We start from the raw sequence: 19,627 nt of genomic DNA on the forward strand, positions 1-19,627 counted from the left end.
AAGGAATTAAACAATGCCCCTCTCGCTACTCATCCTGGCCTTGAGCGCCTTCGCCATCGGTACCACCGAGTTCGTCATCATGGGCCTGCTGCCCAACGTGGCGGCTGACCTCGGGGTGTCGATTCCCGGTGCCGGCTGGCTGGTGACCGGTTACGCCCTGGGCGTGGCCATCGGTGCGCCGTTCATGGCGCTGGCCACCGCCCGGCTGCCGCGCAAGGCCGCCCTGGTGGCGTTGATGGGCATCTTCATTGTTGGCAACCTGCTCTGCGCGGTGGCCGGCGACTACAACGTGCTGATGTTCGCCCGCGTGGTCACCGCCCTGTGCCACGGTGCTTTCTTCGGCATCGGTTCGGTGGTGGCGGCTGGCCTGGTGCCGGCCAACAAACGCGCATCGGCCGTGGCCCTGATGTTCACCGGACTGACCCTGGCCAACGTCCTTGGCGTACCGCTGGGTACCGCCCTCGGCCAGGAAGCCGGTTGGCGTTCGACCTTCTGGGCGGTGACCGCGATCGGTGTGATTGCGCTGGTCGGTCTGATCCGCTTCCTGCCGGCCAAGCGCGATGAAGAAAAACTCGACATGCGCGCCGAACTGGCCGCACTCAAGGGTGGCGGCATCTGGCTGTCCCTGAGCATGACTTCGCTGTTCGCCGCCTCGGTGTTCACCCTGTTTACCTACGTCGCGCCGCTGCTCGGCGAAGTCACCGGTGTCTCGCCCCGTGGCGTGACCTGGACCCTGATGCTCATCGGCCTGGGCCTGACGGTCGGCAACATCATCGGCGGCAAGCTGGCCGATAAAGGCATGGCCGCGACGCTGATCGGCGTGTTCATCACCATGGCCGTGGTGTCCACCGTGCTGACCTGGACCAGCGTCGCGCTGATCCCGACCGAAATCACCCTGTTCCTCTGGGCCACCGCGTGCTTCGCCGCCGTACCGGCACTGCAAGTGAACGTGGTGACTTTCGGCAAAGCCGCACCGAACCTGGTGTCGACCCTGAACATCGGCGCTTTCAACATCGGCAACGCCCTGGGTGCCTGGGTCGGCGGCAGTGTGATCGCCCACGGCTTCGGCCTGACCAGCGTGCCGCTCGCCGCGGCTGCACTGGCGGTACTCGCCCTGCTGGTCACCCTGATTACTTTCCGCCAGAGCGGCAATCCCGAGCTGGCACCTGCTACCAACTGATCAACCATTACCTCACGAGGGCTGCAATAAATGACGTCTATTTTCGATCCGATCAAACTGGGCGACCTCGAGTTGGCCAACCGCATCATCATGGCACCACTGACCCGCTGCCGCGCCGACGAAGGCCGCGTACCCAACGCGCTGATGGCCGAGTACTACGTGCAGCGTGCGTCCGCCGGGCTGATTCTCAGCGAGGCCACTTCGGTGACGCCGATGGGCGTCGGCTACCCGGACACCCCGGGCATCTGGTCCAATGATCAGGTACGTGGCTGGTCCAACGTGACCAAGGCAATCCATGGCGCGGGCGGCAAAATCTTCCTGCAGTTGTGGCACGTGGGTCGCATTTCCCACGGTTTGTACCTGAACGGTGAAGCCCCGGTCGCCCCGAGTGCCATCCAGCCCAAGGGCCACGTCAGCCTGGTTCGTCCGCTGGCCGACTTCCCTGTTCCGCGCGCCCTGGAAACCGCTGAAATCGCCGATATCGTCGACGCTTACCGCGTCGGTGCCGAGAACGCCAAGGCCGCCGGCTTCGACGGTGTGGAAATCCATGCCGCCAACGGTTACCTGCTCGACCAGTTCCTGCAAAGCAGCACCAACCAGCGCACCGACAACTATGGCGGCTCCCTGGAAAACCGTGCCCGCCTGCTGCTGGAAGTAACCGACGCCGCCATCGAAATCTGGGGCGCCGGCCGTGTAGGTGTGCACCTGTCGCCACGCGCCGACCTGCATGACATGGGCGATGACAACCTGGCCGAAACCTTCACCTACGTCGCTCGCGAACTGGGCAAACGTGGCATCGCCTTCATCTGCTCGCGCGAGAAAGAAGGTGCAGACAGCCTCGGCCCACAACTGAAGGAAGCCTTCGGCGGCCCCTACATTGCCAATGAGCGTTTCACCAAGGACAGCGCCAATGCGTTGCTCGCCAGCGGCAAGGCCGATGCGGTCGCCTTCGGCGTACCCTTCATTGCCAACCCGGACCTGCCGGCACGTTTGCAGGCTGACGCGCCGCTGAACGAAGCGCGTCCGGAACTGTTCTACGCCAAGGGCCCGGTCGGTTACATCGACTATCCGGCGCTGTAATCAGCAACGGTTGAAACGCAAAAGCCCCGACTCGAAAGAGTCGGGGCTTTTTTATACCTGACGGTTTGACACTATCCACTGTGGGAGCGGGCTTGCTCGCGAAGGCGGTGTATCAGCCGACATAGATGTTTAATGACACACCGCTTTCGCGAGCAAGCCCGCTCCCACAAGGTCTAAATGGATTTCGCACAGTCTCGACACAAAATCCCTACAAAATACTGAGCTTGCTATCTGTCATCCGGACGAGGGTGCGTATATAAAAGCCCCCATTACGGCTCATGCCAGTCAGTTAAGCAATTTCAGCTGCGACAGATCGCATTGGCGCTTAACTGACTGGCATTGACAAAAAAGTCCATACACGGAGCCAATTAAGCATTTTGTTTCATTTGCGCAGGCTGGGGCTCAAGCGCAGCATGTCCAAACCGGTATCGACCCAGCGCTCGGCTTCGGTGTGCAATTCAAAACCGTCGGGGGCCAGCAACCACTGGTAAAGGATGCCATCAATATAAGCATGCAAGCTGATGGCGGCGCGGGCGGTGTCGAGGTTTTCCGGCAACTGGCCGCGATTCACGGCATTGCTCAGGGCCAGGCCGATCCGCACATTGCATTCGAGGCTGGCTGACACGCGCTGTTGGCGCAGGTCGCACATTTCATCGGTGAATTCGCACTTATGAAACAGAATCTCATTAATGCGCCGGGTTTTCGGGTCCAGCGCAATTTGATGAAACAAATGAATCAACAGTTTGCGCATACAGCCCAAGGGATCGAGCTCGTCTTCGCTTTCGCTGGCCTTGGCCATTTCTTCCAGCGGCTCATGCAAGGTGTCGAGCATGGCCTGCACCAGATCCGCCTTGTTGCTGAAATGCCAGTAAATGGCCCCACGAGTGACGCCGGCCAGGGTGGCGATATCCGCCAGGGTCGTACGCGCTACGCCTCGCTCGTAAAAGGCCTTTTCGGCCGCCACGAGAATTTGTGCGCGGGTTTCCTGAGCTTCCTCTTTGGTACGACGGACCATGGCAGTACAACCTCAATCAGGGTGCTTCAGCGATGTCTGAACATCCGCTGAATAAAAGTGGAGCGAACGTTCCTGGAACTCGTCCCCGGCCTACAATTCCAACCTTTCAACGGCTTGTGTAACGGCCGGTGTAACGACATTGATACGCAGCCTGGGTATTTACAAACAGCCATGTACGTAAGTATATTCCTTAGCAAGCTACTTATCCACTCGGCAAACAAATTTCAACCTTCCACCTTTCTAGTGCGCACCTAGCGCGCCTGACCCGAGGATTTTCATGCAATTCAAGCCAGCTGTTACCGCTCTGGTCGCCGCCGTCGCCCTGGCATCGCTGCTCAGCGGATGCAAAAAGGAAGAGGCAGCGCCGGCCGCCCCACCGCCTCAGGTCGGCGTCGTGACTCTGCAACCGCAAGCTTTCACCCTGACGTCCGATCTGCCAGGTCGTACCAGTGCGTTCCGCATTGCCGAAGTTCGCCCGCAGGTGAACGGCATCATTCTCAAACGTCAGTTCAAGGAAGGCAGCGACGTCAAGGCCGGCCAGCAGCTGTACCAGATCGATCCGTCGGTCTATGAAGCGACGCTGAAAAGCGCAGAAGCCAACCTGCGTTCGACCAAGTCGATTTCCGACCGCTACAAGCAACTGGTCGACGAACAAGCCGTAAGCCGTCAGGAATACGACACCGCCGTGGCCAACCGCCTGCAATCGGAAGCGGCGCTGCAAACCGCCCAGATCAACGTGCGATACACCAAGGTCTACGCCCCGTTGACCGGCCGTATCGGCCGCTCGTCAGTGACTGAAGGTGCGCTGGTCAGCAATGCCCAGGTCGACGCAATGGCGGTGATTCAGCAGATCGACCCGATCTACGTCGACGTGACGCAGTCCTCGGTCGAGCTGTTGCAACTGCGTCGTGAGCTGGAAAGCGGTCGCCTGCAAAAGGCTGGTGATAACGCGGCATCGGTCAAACTGACCCTCGAAGACGGCAGCGAGTACAAGCTGGATGGCAAGCTGGAATTCTCCGAAGTCTCGGTTGACCAGACCACTGGTTCCGTCACCCTGCGCGCCATTTTCCCGAACCCTGACCACACCCTTCTGCCAGGCATGTTCGTGCACGCCAAGTTGCTGGCCGGTGTCAACAGCGCGGCGATCCTGGCCCCGCAGCAAGGCGTGACCCGCGACCTCAAGGGTACCCCGACCGCACTGGTTGTCGGCCCGGACAACAAGGTCGAACTGCGTCACCTCAAGGCCAACCGCACCGTGGGCAATCAATGGCTGATCGAAGACGGCCTGAACGCCGGCGATCGCCTGATCACCGAAGGCCTGCAATTCGTCAAACCCGGCATCGAAGTCAAGGCCAGTGAAGCGACCAACGTAGCCGCAAAGAACCCGGCCCCCGCGAAGTTAGCTGAACAGGCTTCCAGCGGCAAAGGGGAGTAAACCATGTCGAAATTCTTTATCGACCGTCCGATTTTCGCCTGGGTAATTGCCCTGGTGATCATGCTGGTCGGGGCACTTTCGATCCTCAAACTGCCGATCAACCAGTACCCGAGCATTGCGCCTCCAGCGATCGCCATCTCCGTGACCTACCCGGGCGCTTCCGCGCAAACCGTGCAGGACACCGTGGTTCAGGTGATCGAACAGCAGCTCAACGGTATCGACAACCTGCGTTATGTCTCGTCGGAAAGTAACTCCGACGGCACCATGACCATTACCGCGACCTTCGAGCAAGGCACCAACTCCGATACCGCGCAGGTTCAGGTCCAGAACAAGCTGAACCTGGCCACCCCGCTGCTGCCGCAAGAAGTGCAGCAGCAAGGTATCCGTGTCACCAAGGCTGTGAAGAACTTCCTGTTGGTGATCGGCGTGGTGTCGCGTGACGGCAGCATGACCAAGGACGACCTGTCCAACTACATCGTGTCGAACATGCAAGACCCGATCTCGCGGACCGCCGGTGTCGGCGACTTCCAGGTGTTCGGTTCCCAGTACGCCATGCGAATCTGGCTCGACCCGGCCAAGTTGAACAAATACAACCTGACCCCGATCGACGCCAAAACCGCCATCGCTGCGCAGAACGTCCAGGTGTCGTCCGGCCAGCTCGGCGGCCTGCCGGCCCTGCCCGGCACCCAGTTGAACGCGACGATCATTGGCAAGACCCGCCTGCAGACCGCTGAGCAATTCGACAAGATTCTGCTCAAGGTCAACAAGGATGGCTCCCAGGTACGTTTGAAAGATGTCGCCGACATCGGTTTGGGTGGTGAGAACTACAGCATCAACGCCCAGTTCAACGGTGCACCGGCCTCCGGCCTGGCCGTGAAACTGGCCACCGGCGCCAACGCCCTGGATACCGCCAAGGCCCTGCGCAAGACCATCGACAACCTCAAGCCGTTCTTCCCGCAAGGGATGGAAGTAGTGTTCCCGTACGACACCACGCCCGTGGTGACCGAGTCGATCAAGGGTGTGGTTGAAACCCTGGTCGAAGCGGTCGTGCTGGTGTTCCTGGTGATGTTCCTGTTCCTGCAGAACTTCCGCGCCACCATCATCACCACCATGACGGTGCCGGTGGTATTGCTCGGTACGTTCGGCATCCTCGCGGCAGCCGGTTTCAGCATCAACACCCTGACCATGTTCGGTATGGTACTGGCCATCGGCTTGCTGGTGGACGACGCCATCGTCGTGGTGGAAAACGTCGAACGGGTGATGAGCGAAGAAGGGCTGTCACCCAAGGAAGCCACCAAGAAATCCATGGGCCAGATTCAGGGTGCACTGGTGGGTATTGCCCTGGTGCTGTCGGCGGTTCTGCTGCCAATGGCGTTCTTCAGCGGTTCCACCGGCGTGATCTACAAGCAGTTCTCGATCACCATCGTTTCGGCCATGGCCCTGTCGGTACTGGTTGCACTGATCTTCACCCCGGCGCTCTGTGCGACCATGCTCAAGGCGATTCCGAAAGGCGAGCACGGCACTCCGAAACGCGGCTTCTTTGGCTGGTTCAACCGCAACTTTGACCGAGGCGTACGCAGCTACGAGCGCGGCGTGGGCAACATGCTCGCGCAAAAGGCCCCGTACCTGCTGGCCTACCTGATCATCATCGTCGGCATGATCTGGCTGTTCACCCGCATTCCAACGGCGTTCCTGCCGGAAGAAGACCAGGGCGTACTGTTCGCCCAAGTGCAAACCCCGGCCGGCTCCAGCGCCCAGCGCACCCAGGTGGTCGTGGACGAGATGCGTGAATTCCTGCTGCGTCCGGGCAAGGATGGCGGTGAAGGCGATGCAGTGAACTCGGTGTTTACCGTAACCGGCTTCAACTTCGCCGGCCGTGGTCAGAGTTCGGGTATGGCGTTCATCATGCTCAGACCGTGGGACGAGCGTAATGCCGACAACAACGTGTTCAAGGTAGCGGCCCGTGCCCAACAGCACTTCTTCACTTTCCGTGACGCCATGGTGTTCGCCTTCGCGCCACCGGCGGTACTGGAGTTGGGTAACGCCACCGGTTTCGACGTGTTCCTTCAGGACCGCGCCGGTATCGGCCACGACAAGTTGATGGAAGCGCGCAACCAGTTCCTCGGTATGGCCGCACAAAGCAAGATTCTCACTCAGGTGCGTCCGAACGGCCTGAACGACGAGCCGCAATATCAGCTGGAAATCGATGACGAGAAGGCCAGTGCCCTGGGCATTACCATCGCCGACATCAACAACACCCTGTCGATTGCCCTGGGCAGTAGCTACGTCAACGACTTCATCGACCGCGGTCGCGTGAAGAAGGTTTACGTGCAAGGCCAGCCAGGGGCTCGAATGAACCCTGAAGACCTGCAGAAGTGGTACGTGCGCAACAGCATCGGCACCATGGTTCCGTTCTCGGCGTTCGCCAAGGGCGAGTGGATTTACGGTTCGCCGAAACTGGCTCGCTACAATGGTGTGGAAGCGATGGAAGTCCTCGGCGCCCCGGCACCGGGTTACTCCACCGGTGAAGCCATGCTCGAAGTCGAAGCCATTGCCAGGAAACTGCCGGCGGGTGTCGGTATTTCCTGGACCGGCCTGTCATACGAAGAACGTCTGTCCGGTTCGCAAGCACCGGCGCTGTACGCCCTGTCGCTGCTGATGGTGTTCCTGTGTCTGGCGGCGTTGTATGAGAGCTGGTCGATTCCGATCGCAGTGATGTTGGTCGTACCGCTGGGGATCATCGGTGCATTGATGGCCACCAGCCTGCGCGGTTTGTCCAACGACGTGTACTTCCAGGTAGGTCTGTTGACGACCATCGGTCTGGCGGCGAAAAACGCCATTCTGATTGTCGAATTTGCCAAGGAACTGCACGAACAAGGGCGTAGCCTGCGCGATGCGGCAATCGAAGCCAGCCGCATGCGTCTGCGACCAATCATCATGACCTCGCTCGCCTTCGTCCTCGGCGTGGTACCCCTGGCGATATCCACAGGCGCAGGTTCGGGTAGCCAGCATGCAATCGGTACCGGCGTGATCGGCGGTATGATCACGGCCACTGTGCTGGCGATCTTCTGGGTCCCGCTGTTCTTCGTCACCGTGTCGTCCATTGGCCAGCGTAAAATCGCCGACCAGGACGCTGCCATTGAACCTTCTAAAGAGGCTGGCTAATGAGCAAGTCGCTACTCTCCCTGGCAGTCGCCGCCTTCGTGCTCGGTGGCTGCTCGCTGATACCTGATTATCAGCAGCCCGAAGCACCGGTGGCGGGCCAGTACCCGCAGGGCCTGGCGTACTCGCCGGCCCAGGCACCGGCGCAAGCTGCCGCCGAGCAGGGCTGGAAGCAGTTTTTCCATGACCCGGCGTTGCAACAGCTGATCCAGGTTGCCCTGGAAAACAATCGTGACCTGCGCGTCGCGGCCCTGAACATCGACGCGTTTGCGGCGCAGTACCGCATCTCCCGTGCCGATCTGTTCCCGGCTGTCTCGGCCAACGGCACCGGCAGCCGTCAGCGGGTTCCGGAGGGTGCTTCGCAGACCGGCAAAGCCGGTATCACCAGTTCCTACTCGGCCACGGTCGGGGTCAGCGCCTATGAACTCGACCTGTTTGGTCGCATTCGCAGCCTGAACGAAGAGGCGTTGCAGAAGTACTTCGCCACTGAAGAAGGTCGCCGCAGCACCCAGATCAGCCTGGTGGCCAGCGTGGCCAATGCCTACCTGACCTGGCAGGCCGACAAGGAACTGTACAAGCTGACCCAGGAAACCCTGACCACCTTCGAGGAGAGCTACAAGCTCACCGCCCGCAGCAACGAAGTCGGCGTTGCCTCGGCTCTGGACCTGGCGCAGTCGCGCACCTCGGTGGAAAACGCCCGTGCACAACTGGCCAAGTACACCCGTCAGGTTGCCCAGGATGAAAACAGCCTGGTGCTGCTACTCGGCACCGGCATCCCGGCCAACCTGCAAGCGGCCAAGCCACTTGACGACGATCTGCTGAGCGACGTTCCACCCGGCCTGCCGTCGGACTTGCTGCAACGTCGTCCGGACATCCTTCAGGCCGAGTACAACCTGAAAGCCGCCAACGCCAACATCGGCGCGGCGCGGGCGGCGTTCTTCCCGAGCATCAGCCTGACGGCCAATGCCGGCACCCTGAGTCCGGACCTGTCCGGCCTGTTCAAGGGTGGTTCGGGTACCTGGCTGTTCCAGCCGCAGATCAACCTGCCGATCTTCAACGCCGGTGCCCTGAGCGCCAGCCTGGATTACTCGAAAATCCAGAAAGACATCGGCGTGGCGAACTACGAGAAGTCCATTCAAACGGCTTTCCAGGAAGTCGCCGACGGCCTGGCCGCCCGCCAGACCTACGTCCAGCAGTTGCAGGCACAGAAAGATTTCGTCAGTGCCAACCAGGCGTACTACCGCCTGGCCGAGCGTCGTTACCGCATCGGCGTCGACAGCAACCTGACCTTCCTCGATGCCCAGCGTCAGCTGTTCAGTGCGCAACAAGTGTTGATCACCGACCGTCTGGCGCAGCTGGTCAGCCAGGTCAACCTGTACAAGGCCCTGGGTGGTGGCTGGAACGAACAAACGGCGCAGAACGAGCCGTTGAAAGAACAAGCGCCAAAGATGAAGTATTTCTGATAGCGCTGTGAAAACACGAAGCCCACCGATTGGTGGGCTTTTTGTTGGCTCGGGAAAAGGTGTGGTGTCAGGTATGGCCCCTTCGCGAGCAAGCCCGCTCCCACATTTAACCGAGTTCCTCCAGAAAGAATACGATCGAATGTGGGAGCGGGCTTGCTCGCGAAGAGGCCCATACAAACACTACAAAACCCTGCCCAATGTTACGTTCGATAATCGCCCAAAACCCGCTTTCAGCAATTGAACCATCCAGTCCATTCCCCGCACCATCCGAACCACAAAACCAATAACAACAGGTTCGACACCATGCCCCCGCGCCCCGCCCTCTCCGGCTGATCCACTTCGCTTTTGATGATTTCGAATATTCGTCTGCAACCCCGGGTTGCGGCATCACCCCGTTTCATCCCCAAGAATTAGAGAGACCCGTGCCCATGACGCCTTCACCTGCGCAGTACTTCGTTCCCGGCCTGATCGCCATTGCTCTGGCCAGCGCGGCCCTGCCCGCCAGCGCCGAGGAGTCGGGTTTTGTCGAAGGGGCCAAGGTCAACCTGAACCTGCGCAACTTCTACATCAACCGCAATTTCACCAACCCGACCAAGGCTCAGGGCAAGGCTGAAGAGTGGACGCAAAGCTTCATTCTCGATGCCAAATCCGGCTTCACCCAAGGCACCGTCGGGTTCGGCATGGATGTGCTGGGTTTGTACTCGGTAAAACTCGACGGCGGCAAAGGCACCGGCGGGACCCAACTGCTGCCGCTGGATCATGACGGTCGCCCGGCAGACAACTTCGGCCGCACCAACGTGGCGTTCAAGGCGAAGCTGTCGCAGACCGAAGTCAAAGTTGGGGAATGGATGCCAGTGTTGCCGATCCTGCGCTCGGACGATGGTCGCTCGTTGCCGCAAACCTTCCGTGGCGGCCAGATCACCTCGAAGGAAATCAATGGCCTGACGCTCTACGGCGGCCAGTTCCGCCAGAACAGCCCGCGCGACGACAGCAGCATGGGCGACATGTCGATGACCGGCAAAGCCGCGTTCACCTCCGATCGTTTCAACTTCGAGGGCGGCGAGTACGTGTTCAACGACAAACGCACCCAGATAGGTCTGTGGAATGCCGAGCTCAAGGACATCTACAGCCAGCAATTCATCAATCTGATCCACAGCCAGCCGCTTGGCGACTGGACCCTGGGCGCCAACCTCGGTTTCTTCTACGGCAAGGATGACGGCAGCGCACGGGCCGGCGAGCTGGACAACAAAACCATGTACGGTTTGTTCTCGGCCAAATACGGCGGCAACACGTTCTACATCGGCCTGCAAAAACTCACCGGCGATAACGCCTGGATGCGGGTCAACGGCACCAGCGGCGGCACACTGGCCAACGACAGCTACAACTCCAGCTACGACAATGCCCGGGAAAAGTCCTGGCAGGTACGCCACGACTACAACTTCGTCGCCCTTGGCGTGCCGGGCCTGACCCTGATGAACCGTTATATCAGTGGCGACAATGTGCACACCGGCAGCATCACCGATGGCAAGGAATGGGGGCGTGAAAGTGAACTGGGCTACACCGTGCAGAGCGGTGCGCTGAAAGACCTGAACGTGAAATGGCGCAACTCGACCATACGCCGCGACTACAGCAACAACGAGTTCGACGAGAACCGCTTGATCATCAGCTATCCGATCAGTTTGCTGTAAATACAAAACAAATGTGGGAGCGGGCTTGCTCGCGAAAGCGGTGGATCAGGCAACATTAATATCAACTGACACGACGCATTCGCGAGCAAGCCCGCTCCCACACTGGGTCTCCTGTGACCATAACAGGTAAATGGCTTACTCCCGCGACTCAACCCCCAGCTCATCCCAAACCGACTCGGCCAAATGGAACGTTGCATTGGCCGCCGGAATCCCGCAATAAATCGCACTCTGCATGATCACTTCCTTGATCTCGCCACGGCTAACACCATTGTTGGCGGCAGCGCGCAGGTGCAACTTGAGTTCCTCGTTGCGGTTCATGCCGATCAGCATGGCAATGGTGATCAGGCTGCGGGTGTGACGCGGCAGGCCCGGGCGGGTCCAGATGTCGCCCCAGGCGTGACGGGTGATCATCTCCTGGAACTCCGAGTTGAACTCGGTCAGCGCATTCAGGCTGCGGTCGACGTGGGCGTCGCCGAGGACTGCGCGGCGGACCTTCAGGCCGTCGGCATAACGTTGTTTCTCGTCCACGAAACTCTCCTCAATGAGCCGACAGAAACGCCAGCACGCGCTCGCTGAACGCATTGCCCGCCTGGACGTTGGACAAGTGCGCAGCGTAGAACTCGGCGTACTCGGCGCCTGGCACTTGTTCCTGAATGAAATGCCCACCGGACGGCGGCGTGACCGCATCCTGAGCGCCCGCGATCACCAGCAGCGGCGCCTTGATCGAGGACAACTGATCACGGAAATCGGCATCGCGCACCGCCGCGCAGTTGGCCGCGTAACCTTCGGGCGAAGTGGCCGCGAGCATGTCGGTGATTTGCTTGGCCGCCGCCGGATTGGCTTCGGAGAAGTCCGGGGTGAACCAGCGGGCAATCGATGCGTCACGCAAGGCGACCATCGCGGCAGGACCATCACGCAGTACCGTTTCGATACGTGGGTTCCACACCGACGGATCACCGATTTTCGCTGCGGTGTTGCACACGATCAGTTTGCTCAGACGTTCGCCGGCATTGATCCCCAGCCACTGGCCGATCAAGCCGCCCATGGACAAACCGCAGAAATGCGCACGCTCGATGTGCAAGGCGTCGAGCAAGGCGAGCACGTCGCGGCCCAGTTGCTCGATGCTGTACGGGCCCGGCGTCACCAGCGATTGGCCGTGACCACGGGTGTCGAAACGCAACACGCGAAAATACTCGGAGAACGCCGGGATTTGCGCGTCCCACATGTGCAGGTTCGTGCCCAGGGAGTTGGACAGCACCAACACCGGCGCATCAACCGGTCCATCGAGTTGGTAATGCAGTTCGCCCTCGGCGAGTTGTACAAAAGCCACAGCAGTCTCCTTCAGGCAGTCAATGCAGAATGTTCAGCCACTGCCCGCTCGACCCAGGTATGAGCCTGGCCGAGGTAATGGGCAGGGTCCAGCAGATGATCAAGTTCAGCCGCCGACAGTTCGGCGGTCACTTGCGGTTCGTCGCCGAGGACCGCGCGCAGATGACGCTGTTCGGCCACGGCACGTTTGCAGCAGTGTTCGAGAAGATGGTGTGCGGTATCGCGACCGACCCGTTGGGCGAGGACGATGCTCACCGCTTCGGCGAGCACCAGGCCCTGGGTCAGATCGAGGTTGCGCGCCATACGCCCGGCATCCACTTCCAGTCCCTGGGCGATCAATATCGCTTGCTGCAGGCTGCCCGACACCAGGCAGCAAATCTCCGGCAGGGTTTCCCACTCGGCATGCCACAGGCCGAGGCTGCGCTCGTGCTCCTGAGGCATGGCGCTGAACAGCGTCGAGAGCAAACCGGGTACACGCGTCGCCGCGCCGATCAGCACCGCCGCGCCCACCGGATTGCGTTTGTGCGGCATGGTCGAAGAACCGCCCTTGCCCGGCGCCGAAGGTTCGAACACTTCGGCGGCTTCGGTTTGCATCAACAGGCTGATATCGCGCCCGAGTTTGCCGAGACTGCCGGCGATCAGGCCGAGCGCGGCGCCGAACTCGACCACGCGATCGCGCTGGGTATGCCATGGCTGATCGGGCAAGGTCAATTGCAGTTCTTCGGCCAGCGCCCGGGCAATCGGCATGGCCTGTTCGCCAAGGGCCGCAAGGGTTCCGGACGCACCGCCGAATTGCAGCACCAGCAGGCGCGGTTTGAGTTCGGCCAGGCGCTGCCGGCTGCGCGTCACCGCGCCCAGCCAACCAGCGATTTTCATGCCGAGGGTGACCGGCGTCGCATGCTGCAACCAAGTGCGTCCGGCCAATGGCGTGGTCGCGTATCGCCGGGCCTGGGACGCAAGGGTCTGCCCCAGTTGCGCCAGGTCGCTTTCGATCAGGTCCAGCGCACGACGCAGTTGCAGCACCAGGCCGCTGTCCATCACGTCCTGACTGGTTGCGCCCAGATGCACATAGCGTTCGGCTTCGGCATCGGTAGCCGCGATCTGTTTGCCCAGCGCCTTGACCAACGGAATCGCCGAGTTACCCGCCGTGGCAATCGCTTCGCCCAACACCGCAAAGTCGTAAAGCCCGGCGCGGCAAGCCGCTTCAATCGGCGCGACAGCACTCGATGGAATCAACCCGACCCGCGCTTCGGCCCGAGCCAGTGCCGCTTCGAAATCGAGCATGGCCTGGACCCGGCCCTGATCACAGAACACGTCACGCATATCGCGGGCAGTGAAATAGGCATCGAACAATTGATTGCCCGGTCGCTGGTTCATAAACAGTTCCTGAAGGCGCGGGCCTTTGCGGCCCGCGCGTGAAGATCAAAGATCGTGATGCAGATACGCAGCCTGTTTCGGCAGACGCAGGCTGAACAGGAAGGCCACCGCCATCATCACCGTAACGTACCAGTAGAAGGAGTTTTCCATACCCACGGCCTTGAGACTCAGGGCCACATATTCCGCCGAGCCACCGAAGATCGCATTCGCCACGGCGTAAGCCAGGCCAACACCCAAGGCGCGTACTTCCGACGGGAACATCTCGGCTTTTACCAAACCGCTGATCGAGGTGTAGAAACTGACAATCGCCAGCGCCAGGGTAATCAGCACAAAAGCCAGGAACGGACTGCTGACACTTTTCAGGCTCAACAGGATCGGCACGGTGAACAGCGTACCGAGGGCGCCGAACCAGAGCATCGAGTTACGCCGACCGATCTTGTCGGCGAGCATGCCGAAAACCGGTTGCATGCACATATAGAGGAACAGCGCGCCAGTCATGATGTAACTGGCGGTCTTGGCCGGCATGCCGGCGGTGTTCACCAGGTACTTCTGCATGTACGTGGTGAAGGTGTAGAAAATCAGCGAGCCACCGGCGGTGTAGCCAAGCACGGTGATGAACGCGGCTTTATGATCGCGAAACAGGGCGCTGATGCTGCCGGCGTCCTTGTTTTCGCGCATTTCCTTGCTGGTGGTTTCTTTCAGCGAACGACGCAGATACAGCGAAACCAGCGCCGCCATGGCACCCACCACAAACGGTATCCGCCAGCCGTAGGCACGCAGGTCATCTTCGGTGAGGAACTGTTGCAGGATCACCACCAGCGACACTGCGAGCAACTGACCACCAATCAGGGTCACGTACTGGAACGAAGCAAAGAACCCACGCTGTCCCTTGAGCGCCACTTCACTCATGTAGGTCGCGGTAGTGCCGTACTCACCGCCTACCGACAAGCCTTGCAGCAAACGGGCGAACAGCAGCAGGACCGGTGCCCAGACTCCGATGCTGTTGTAGGTCGGCAGACAGGCGATCAGCAATGAGCCGAAGCACATCATCAGAATCGAGATCACCATCGAATTCTTGCGTCCGTGCCTGTCCGCCAACCGACCGAAAATCCAGCCGCCAATCGGCCGCATCAGGAACCCGGCGGCGAACACGCCAGCGGTGTTGACCAGTTGCACCGTAGGGTTATCGGAGGGGAAAAACGCCGGGGCGAAATAGATCGCACAGAAGGCGTAGACGTAGAAGTCGAACCATTCGACCAGGTTGCCGGACGAGGCACCGACAATGGCGAAGATCCGCTTGCTGCGCTCTTCGCCGGTGTACAGCGCGGGTGAAGCGGTGGGAGTAGTCATTGTTTTTTTCACTCAATGGAGACAGTGAGAGTCTAGACACACTTTGCAACAGCCCCGTTCCACAGATAAATCAGCAATACACATCCCCTGTGGGAGCGGGCTTGCTCGCGAAGGCGTCGTGTCAGTTGATATTAATGTTGCCTGATCCACCGACTTCGCGAGCAAGCCCGCTCCCACAGGTTTTGCGGTGTTCACTCAGTAATCGAAGAACACCGTCTCGGCATCGGTGCCCTGCAGAATCACATTCCACTGATAAACACCCGACGCATCCTGCCTGGCGATCAACGTGCCGCGACGATCCGCCGGCACACACTCCAGCAGCGGATCATTCACATTGGCTGCCTCGCCATCAAAGTAAATCCGCGTCAGCAAATGTTTTACCAGGCCACGGGCAAACACCAGCACCACCAGATGCGGCGCCTGGGTCGTGCCTTTCAACCCCTCGACCGTGCCCGGTTTGATGGTGGTGAACCGGAAGCGCCCTTCGGCATCCACCGGCACCCGGCCAAAGCCTTCGAAGTTCGGGTCCAGGGGTTTGTCCTGATCGTCTTCCGGGTGGTCGTATTTGCCGGCGGCGTTGGCCTGCCAGACTTCCAGCATCGCGTCATTGACGATGTCGCCATTGCCATCGACCACTTGGCCGGTGATCGCCACGCGCTCGCCCAGGGTTTGTTCGACGGTCAGGTTTTCGCGGTTCAGCCAGGTCAGGCCGATATGGTAGTACGGCCCGACGGTGTGGGACGTGGTCGCAGTCAACGTCATCTTATTTCTCCATCGGCGTGGCATCGCGGCCGCGCAAAACGATGTCCCAGCGGTAACCGAGGGCATAGGAAGGGATGGTTTTTTCCAGATCGAACGTGGCGATCAAACGCTCCTTGGCGCGGGTATCGGGCACGCAGTTGTAGATCGGGTCGTACGCCAGCAGCGGGTCGCCCGGGAAATACATCTGCGTCACCAGGCGCGTCAGGATGCTCGGGCCGAACAGCGAGAAATGGATGTGCGCCGGGCGCCACGCATTGTGGTGGTTGCCCCACGGATAGGCGCCGGGCTTGATGGTCTGGAACTGATACCAGCCATCGGCGTCGGTCACCGTGCGGCCGGTACCGGTAAAGTTCGGGTCCAGCGGTGCGTCGTGCAGGTCGCGGGCATGGGCGTAGCGACCGGCGGCGTTGGCCTGCCAGATCTCCACCAGAATCCCCGGCACCGGCAGACCGTTTTCATCCAGTACACGGCCGTGAATGATGATGCGCTCACCCTGTGGCTGCCCTTCGTGCTGGGCGGTCAGGTCGTTGTCCTTCTCGTTGATCCGCTCGGCGCCGATGGTCGGCCCGGTGATTTCCGATAACGAATGCGGCAGGAACACCAACGGCTTGGACGGCGAGCGCAGGTTGGTGGATTGATAAGTCGGGTGCAGGTATTCCGGCTGAGTGCCCGCCTGCGGGCGGCGGTATCCAGGCTTGTCAGTCATTACACTTTCCTCAGTTCTTGTTAGCCGGCGGGGTGTTCAAACGCGCTCGATCGCCAAGGCCAGACCCTGGCCAACGCCGACGCACATGGTCGCCAGGCCTTTCTTGCCACCGGTTTTTTCCAGCTGATGCAATGCGGTCAACACCAGGCGCGCGCCGCTCATGCCCAATGGATGACCCAAGGCAATCGCGCCACCGTTCGGGTTGACCTGGGTCGCGTCGTCCGCGATCCCCAGTTCACGCAGTACCGCCAGGCCTTGGCTGGCGAAGGCTTCGTTGAGTTCGATCACGTCGAAATCGCTGACTGCCACGCCGAGGCGCTCGGTCAGTTTACGCACCGCCGGCACCGGACCAATGCCCATCACCCGAGGGGCGACACCGGCGCTGGCCATGCCCAGCACTTTGGCACGGGCGGTCAGGCCATGTTTCTTCACGGCTTCGGCCGAGGCCAGGATCAACGCGGCTGCACCGTCGTTTACACCCGAGGCATTACCGGCGGTGACGGTTTTATCGGGGCCGTTGACCGGTTTCAGTTTGGCCAGGGCTTCCAGGGTGGTGTCGGCGCGAGGATGTTCGTCCTGGCTGACCACGGTTTCGCCCTTCTTATGGGCAATGCGCACTTCGACGATTTCTTCGGCGAAGAACCCGGCGGCTTGCGCGACAGCGGTGCGCTGCTGGCTGCGCAGGGCAAAGGCGTCCTGATCTTCGCGGGAGACTTTGTAATCGTCGGCCACGTTGTCACCGGTCTGCGGCATCGCATCCACACCGTATTGGGCTTTCATCAACGGGTTGATGAAGCGCCAGCCGATGGTGGTGTCTTCGAGCTTCATGTTGCGCGAGAACGCCGCATCAGCCTTGCCCATCACGAACGGCGCACGGGACATCGACTCGACGCCGCCGGCAATCGCCAGCTCCATCTCGCCACTGGCGATGGCGCGGAACGCGGTGCCGATCGCATCCATGCCCGAAGCGCAGAGGCGGTTAAGGGTCACGCCGGGAATGGTTTCCGGCAGGCCCGCCAGCAGCAGTGCCATGCGCGCGACGTTGCGGTTGTCTTCGCCGGCCTGGTTGGCGCAGCCGAGGAACACCTCATCCACCGCGTTCCAGTCCACCGACGGGTTACGTTCCATCAATGCCTTGATCGGCACGGCGGCCAGGTCGTCGGCGCGAACCGTCGACAGGCCGCCGCCAAACCGGCCGATGGGGGTGCGAATTGCGTCGCAAATATAAACGTCACGCATCAGGCTTCTCCCGGTGCTTGGCCGTGGGCGGTGGCGGTGCGGGCTTCGAGATCGCGTAGCGCGGTCAGTTCGACGTCGGTCGGCTCGGCAGTCGTTGCAACACTGTCGGCGAAGCGAATCGGCCAACCGGTGGCAGCGACCACTTGTTCACGGGTCACACCCGGGTGCAGCGCGGTGACCACAAACTCGTGGGTGCCCTCCTCCGGTTCCATGATGCACAGGTCGGTGATGATCCCGACCGGACCGGCGCCCGGCAGACCGAGACGCTTGCGCGAATCACCGCCCTCGCCATGGCCGACGGAAGTAATGAAATCCAGTTTGTCGACAAACGAACGCGCCGATTGCTTGAGGATGATCAGCACACTCTTGGCGGAACCGGCAATTTCCGGCGCGCCACCGGCACCTGGCAGGCGAACTTTCGGCGCGTGGTAATCACCCACAACGGTGGTGTTGATATTGCCGAAGCGGTCGACCTGCGCCGCGCCGAGGAAACCAACGTCAATGCGCCCGCCCTGCAGCCAGTAGCGGAAAATCTCGCCGGTCGGGACCACGGTGTCGGCGGTTTCCGCCAGCTCACCGTCACCGATCGACAATGGCAATACGCTCGGCTTGGCACCGATCGGACCCGATTCATAGATCAGGACCACATCCGGCGAGGACGTCAGGCGCGCCAGGTTGGCCGCTTTCGACGGCAGGCCAATGCCGACGAAGCACACCGAACCGTTCTTCAGACGGCGGGCCGCAGCGACGGTCATCATTTCATTGGTGGTGTAAGTCATTACTTCGCCTCCGAAGCGGCGGCCAGTTTGGCCTGGAACTCGCTGAAGTCAGCGCTGCCGTGGATGTATTCGTTGATCCACGCGGTGAAGGTTTCACGGTCGCGGGCAATCGGGTCCCAGGCCTGGTAGAAGCGGTTGTCGCGCTCGTTGTAGCCGTGGGCGTAGGACGGATGCGCGCCACCAGGCACGTGGCAAACCGCGCTCAAGGCCCAGGTTGGCAGTACACAGGAGTTCATCGGTGCATTGAGGTCGTCGACGACTTCCTCAACGGTGACGATGCAGCGCTTGGCCGCCAACGCGGCCTCTTTCTGCACACCGAGAATGCCCCACAGCAGCACGTTGCCTTTGCGGTCGGCTTTCTGCGCGTGAATCACGGTAATGTCCGGGCGTACCGAAGGCACGGCGGCGAGCACCTCGCCAGTGAACGGGCAGGTGACGGATTTGATCAGCGGGTTGACCTTCGGCAAGTCGGAACCGGCGTAAGCACGCAGTACCGCGAATGGCAGGCCGGAGGCGCCGGCGACGTAGGCATTGGCCAGGTCGGCGTGGCTGTGCTCTTCGATCTCCAGCGCATGCGGCCACTGTTTCTCCACGGCGTCACGCAAGCGATGCAGGGAGCCGACACCCGGGTTGCCGCCCCAGGAGAAAATCAGCTTGCGGGCACAACCGGCACCGATCAATTGATCGTAGATCAGGTCAGGCGTCATTCGTACCAGCGTCAGATCTTTCTTGCCCTGACGAATGATTTCGTGACCCGCCGCCGTAGGGATCAGGTGGGTAAAGCCTTCGAGCGCGACCGTATCGCCGTCGTTTACGAATTGCTTCACCGCGTCGTGCAGCGAAAGGATTTCAGCCATGGGGCAGGCTCCCGTTTGTTGTTAACCGACAGTGTGGGGAAAAGGCGCCGATGCGCAGCGCCGGAATGACTGAAGGTTAAGCCCCAAAAAAAAGCCAAACAATCCGATAATCGACTAAGCGTTCGATTATCGAACACATTGTTGTCTGGCTACCGATCCTCAAAAGCTTCGCGAGCAAGCCCGCTCCCACATGGATTGCACCAAA

16 protein-coding genes are annotated in these 19,627 nt (G+C 60.8%); 6 read left to right on the top strand and 10 right to left on the bottom strand.

The features are described 5' to 3' along the window. Positions 1 to 13: 13 nt before the first annotated feature. Together ABIA48_RS08125 and ABIA48_RS08130 are read left to right on the top strand one after the other, a co-directional pair. Positions 14 to 1,180 (top strand): MFS transporter, encoded by a 1,167-nt coding sequence (locus ABIA48_RS08125; RefSeq protein WP_429487808.1) that lies wholly within the window; start codon positions 14 to 16, stop codon positions 1,178 to 1,180. Between the two features lie 30 nt (positions 1,181 to 1,210). Then, a complete protein-coding gene (locus ABIA48_RS08130; protein WP_204929994.1) occupies positions 1,211 to 2,260 on the top strand; it encodes an alkene reductase in 1,050 nt (349 codons plus the stop codon). A 382-nt stretch (positions 2,261 to 2,642) separates the two neighbouring features. On the opposite strand, the gene emhR is transcribed toward ABIA48_RS08130, so the two are convergent. Beyond that, positions 2,643 to 3,275: an efflux system transcriptional repressor EmhR gene (emhR, locus tag ABIA48_RS08135; RefSeq protein WP_007986303.1), complete on the bottom strand. Its 633-nt coding sequence runs from the start codon at positions 3,273 to 3,275 to the stop codon at positions 2,643 to 2,645. Positions 3,276 to 3,552: 277 nt separating this feature from the next. Between emhR and ABIA48_RS08140 the strand changes: the two genes are divergently transcribed. The 4 genes from ABIA48_RS08140 (at position 3,553) to ABIA48_RS08155 (ending at position 11,023) form a co-directional block, all read left to right on the top strand. Continuing rightward, positions 3,553 to 4,710, top strand: coding sequence for an efflux RND transporter periplasmic adaptor subunit (locus tag ABIA48_RS08140; protein ID WP_429487810.1), 1,158 nt, complete (start codon positions 3,553 to 3,555; stop codon positions 4,708 to 4,710). A 3-nt stretch (positions 4,711 to 4,713) separates the two neighbouring features. Continuing rightward, on the top strand, positions 4,714 to 7,875 hold the full coding sequence (gene emhB / locus ABIA48_RS08145; protein WP_429487812.1) for an efflux RND transporter permease subunit EmhB: 3,162 nt from the start codon (positions 4,714 to 4,716) through the stop codon (positions 7,873 to 7,875). After that, a complete protein-coding gene (gene emhC, locus ABIA48_RS08150) occupies positions 7,875 to 9,335 on the top strand; it encodes an efflux RND transporter outer membrane subunit EmhC (RefSeq protein ID WP_429487814.1) in 1,461 nt (486 codons plus the stop codon). Before emhB ends, emhC begins: the two co-directional genes overlap by 1 nt. Before the next feature lie 428 nt (positions 9,336 to 9,763). Then, positions 9,764 to 11,023: an OprD family porin gene (locus ABIA48_RS08155; protein ID WP_429487816.1), complete on the top strand. Its 1,260-nt coding sequence runs from the start codon at positions 9,764 to 9,766 to the stop codon at positions 11,021 to 11,023. 135 nt (positions 11,024 to 11,158) lie between these two features. Here ABIA48_RS08155 and pcaC read toward each other — a convergent pair whose 3' ends face one another. From pcaC to ABIA48_RS08200, 9 genes are all read right to left on the bottom strand, one after another. Beyond that, entirely contained in the window at positions 11,159 to 11,551 is a 393-nt protein-coding gene (gene pcaC, locus ABIA48_RS08160; protein ID WP_429487818.1) for a 4-carboxymuconolactone decarboxylase, read from the bottom strand. Positions 11,552 to 11,561: 10 nt separating this feature from the next. Continuing rightward, positions 11,562 to 12,353, bottom strand: coding sequence for a 3-oxoadipate enol-lactonase (gene pcaD, locus ABIA48_RS08165; RefSeq protein WP_429487820.1), 792 nt, complete (start codon positions 12,351 to 12,353; stop codon positions 11,562 to 11,564). 11 nt (positions 12,354 to 12,364) lie between these two features. After that, positions 12,365 to 13,729: a 3-carboxy-cis,cis-muconate cycloisomerase gene (locus ABIA48_RS08170; protein ID WP_429487822.1), complete on the bottom strand. Its 1,365-nt coding sequence runs from the start codon at positions 13,727 to 13,729 to the stop codon at positions 12,365 to 12,367. 45 nt (positions 13,730 to 13,774) lie between these two features. Beyond that, positions 13,775 to 15,079, bottom strand: a complete 1,305-nt coding sequence (locus ABIA48_RS08175; protein ID WP_429487824.1) for an MFS family transporter — start codon at positions 15,077 to 15,079, stop codon at positions 13,775 to 13,777. A 195-nt stretch (positions 15,080 to 15,274) separates the two neighbouring features. Next, entirely contained in the window at positions 15,275 to 15,841 is a 567-nt protein-coding gene (gene pcaG, locus ABIA48_RS08180) for a protocatechuate 3,4-dioxygenase subunit alpha (RefSeq protein WP_007998348.1), read from the bottom strand. Position 15,842: 1 nt separating this feature from the next. Next, positions 15,843 to 16,547, bottom strand: a complete 705-nt coding sequence (gene pcaH / locus ABIA48_RS08185) for a protocatechuate 3,4-dioxygenase subunit beta (protein WP_429487826.1) — start codon at positions 16,545 to 16,547, stop codon at positions 15,843 to 15,845. Between the two features lie 36 nt (positions 16,548 to 16,583). Continuing rightward, complete coding sequence (gene pcaF, locus ABIA48_RS08190) at positions 16,584 to 17,789, bottom strand: 3-oxoadipyl-CoA thiolase (protein WP_429492815.1); 1,206 nt, start codon at positions 17,787 to 17,789, stop codon at positions 16,584 to 16,586. Then, the gene (locus tag ABIA48_RS08195) at positions 17,786 to 18,565 is read right to left on the bottom strand and encodes a CoA-transferase subunit beta (RefSeq protein ID WP_429487828.1); all 780 of its coding nucleotides are present in this window, start codon (positions 18,563 to 18,565) and stop codon (positions 17,786 to 17,788) included. The genes pcaF and ABIA48_RS08195 overlap by 4 nt, the downstream gene beginning before the upstream one ends. Beyond that, positions 18,565 to 19,422 carry a CoA transferase subunit A gene (locus ABIA48_RS08200; RefSeq protein ID WP_429487830.1) on the bottom strand — a complete coding sequence of 286 codons (858 nt, stop codon included), beginning with the start codon at positions 19,420 to 19,422 and terminating at the stop codon, positions 18,565 to 18,567. Before ABIA48_RS08200 ends, ABIA48_RS08195 begins: the two co-directional genes overlap by 1 nt. Positions 19,423 to 19,627 lie beyond the last annotated feature (205 nt).

Source organism: Pseudomonas sp. S30_BP2TU TE3576, from assembly GCF_050436025.1.
GTDB lineage: Bacteria > Pseudomonadota > Gammaproteobacteria > Pseudomonadales > Pseudomonadaceae > Aquipseudomonas.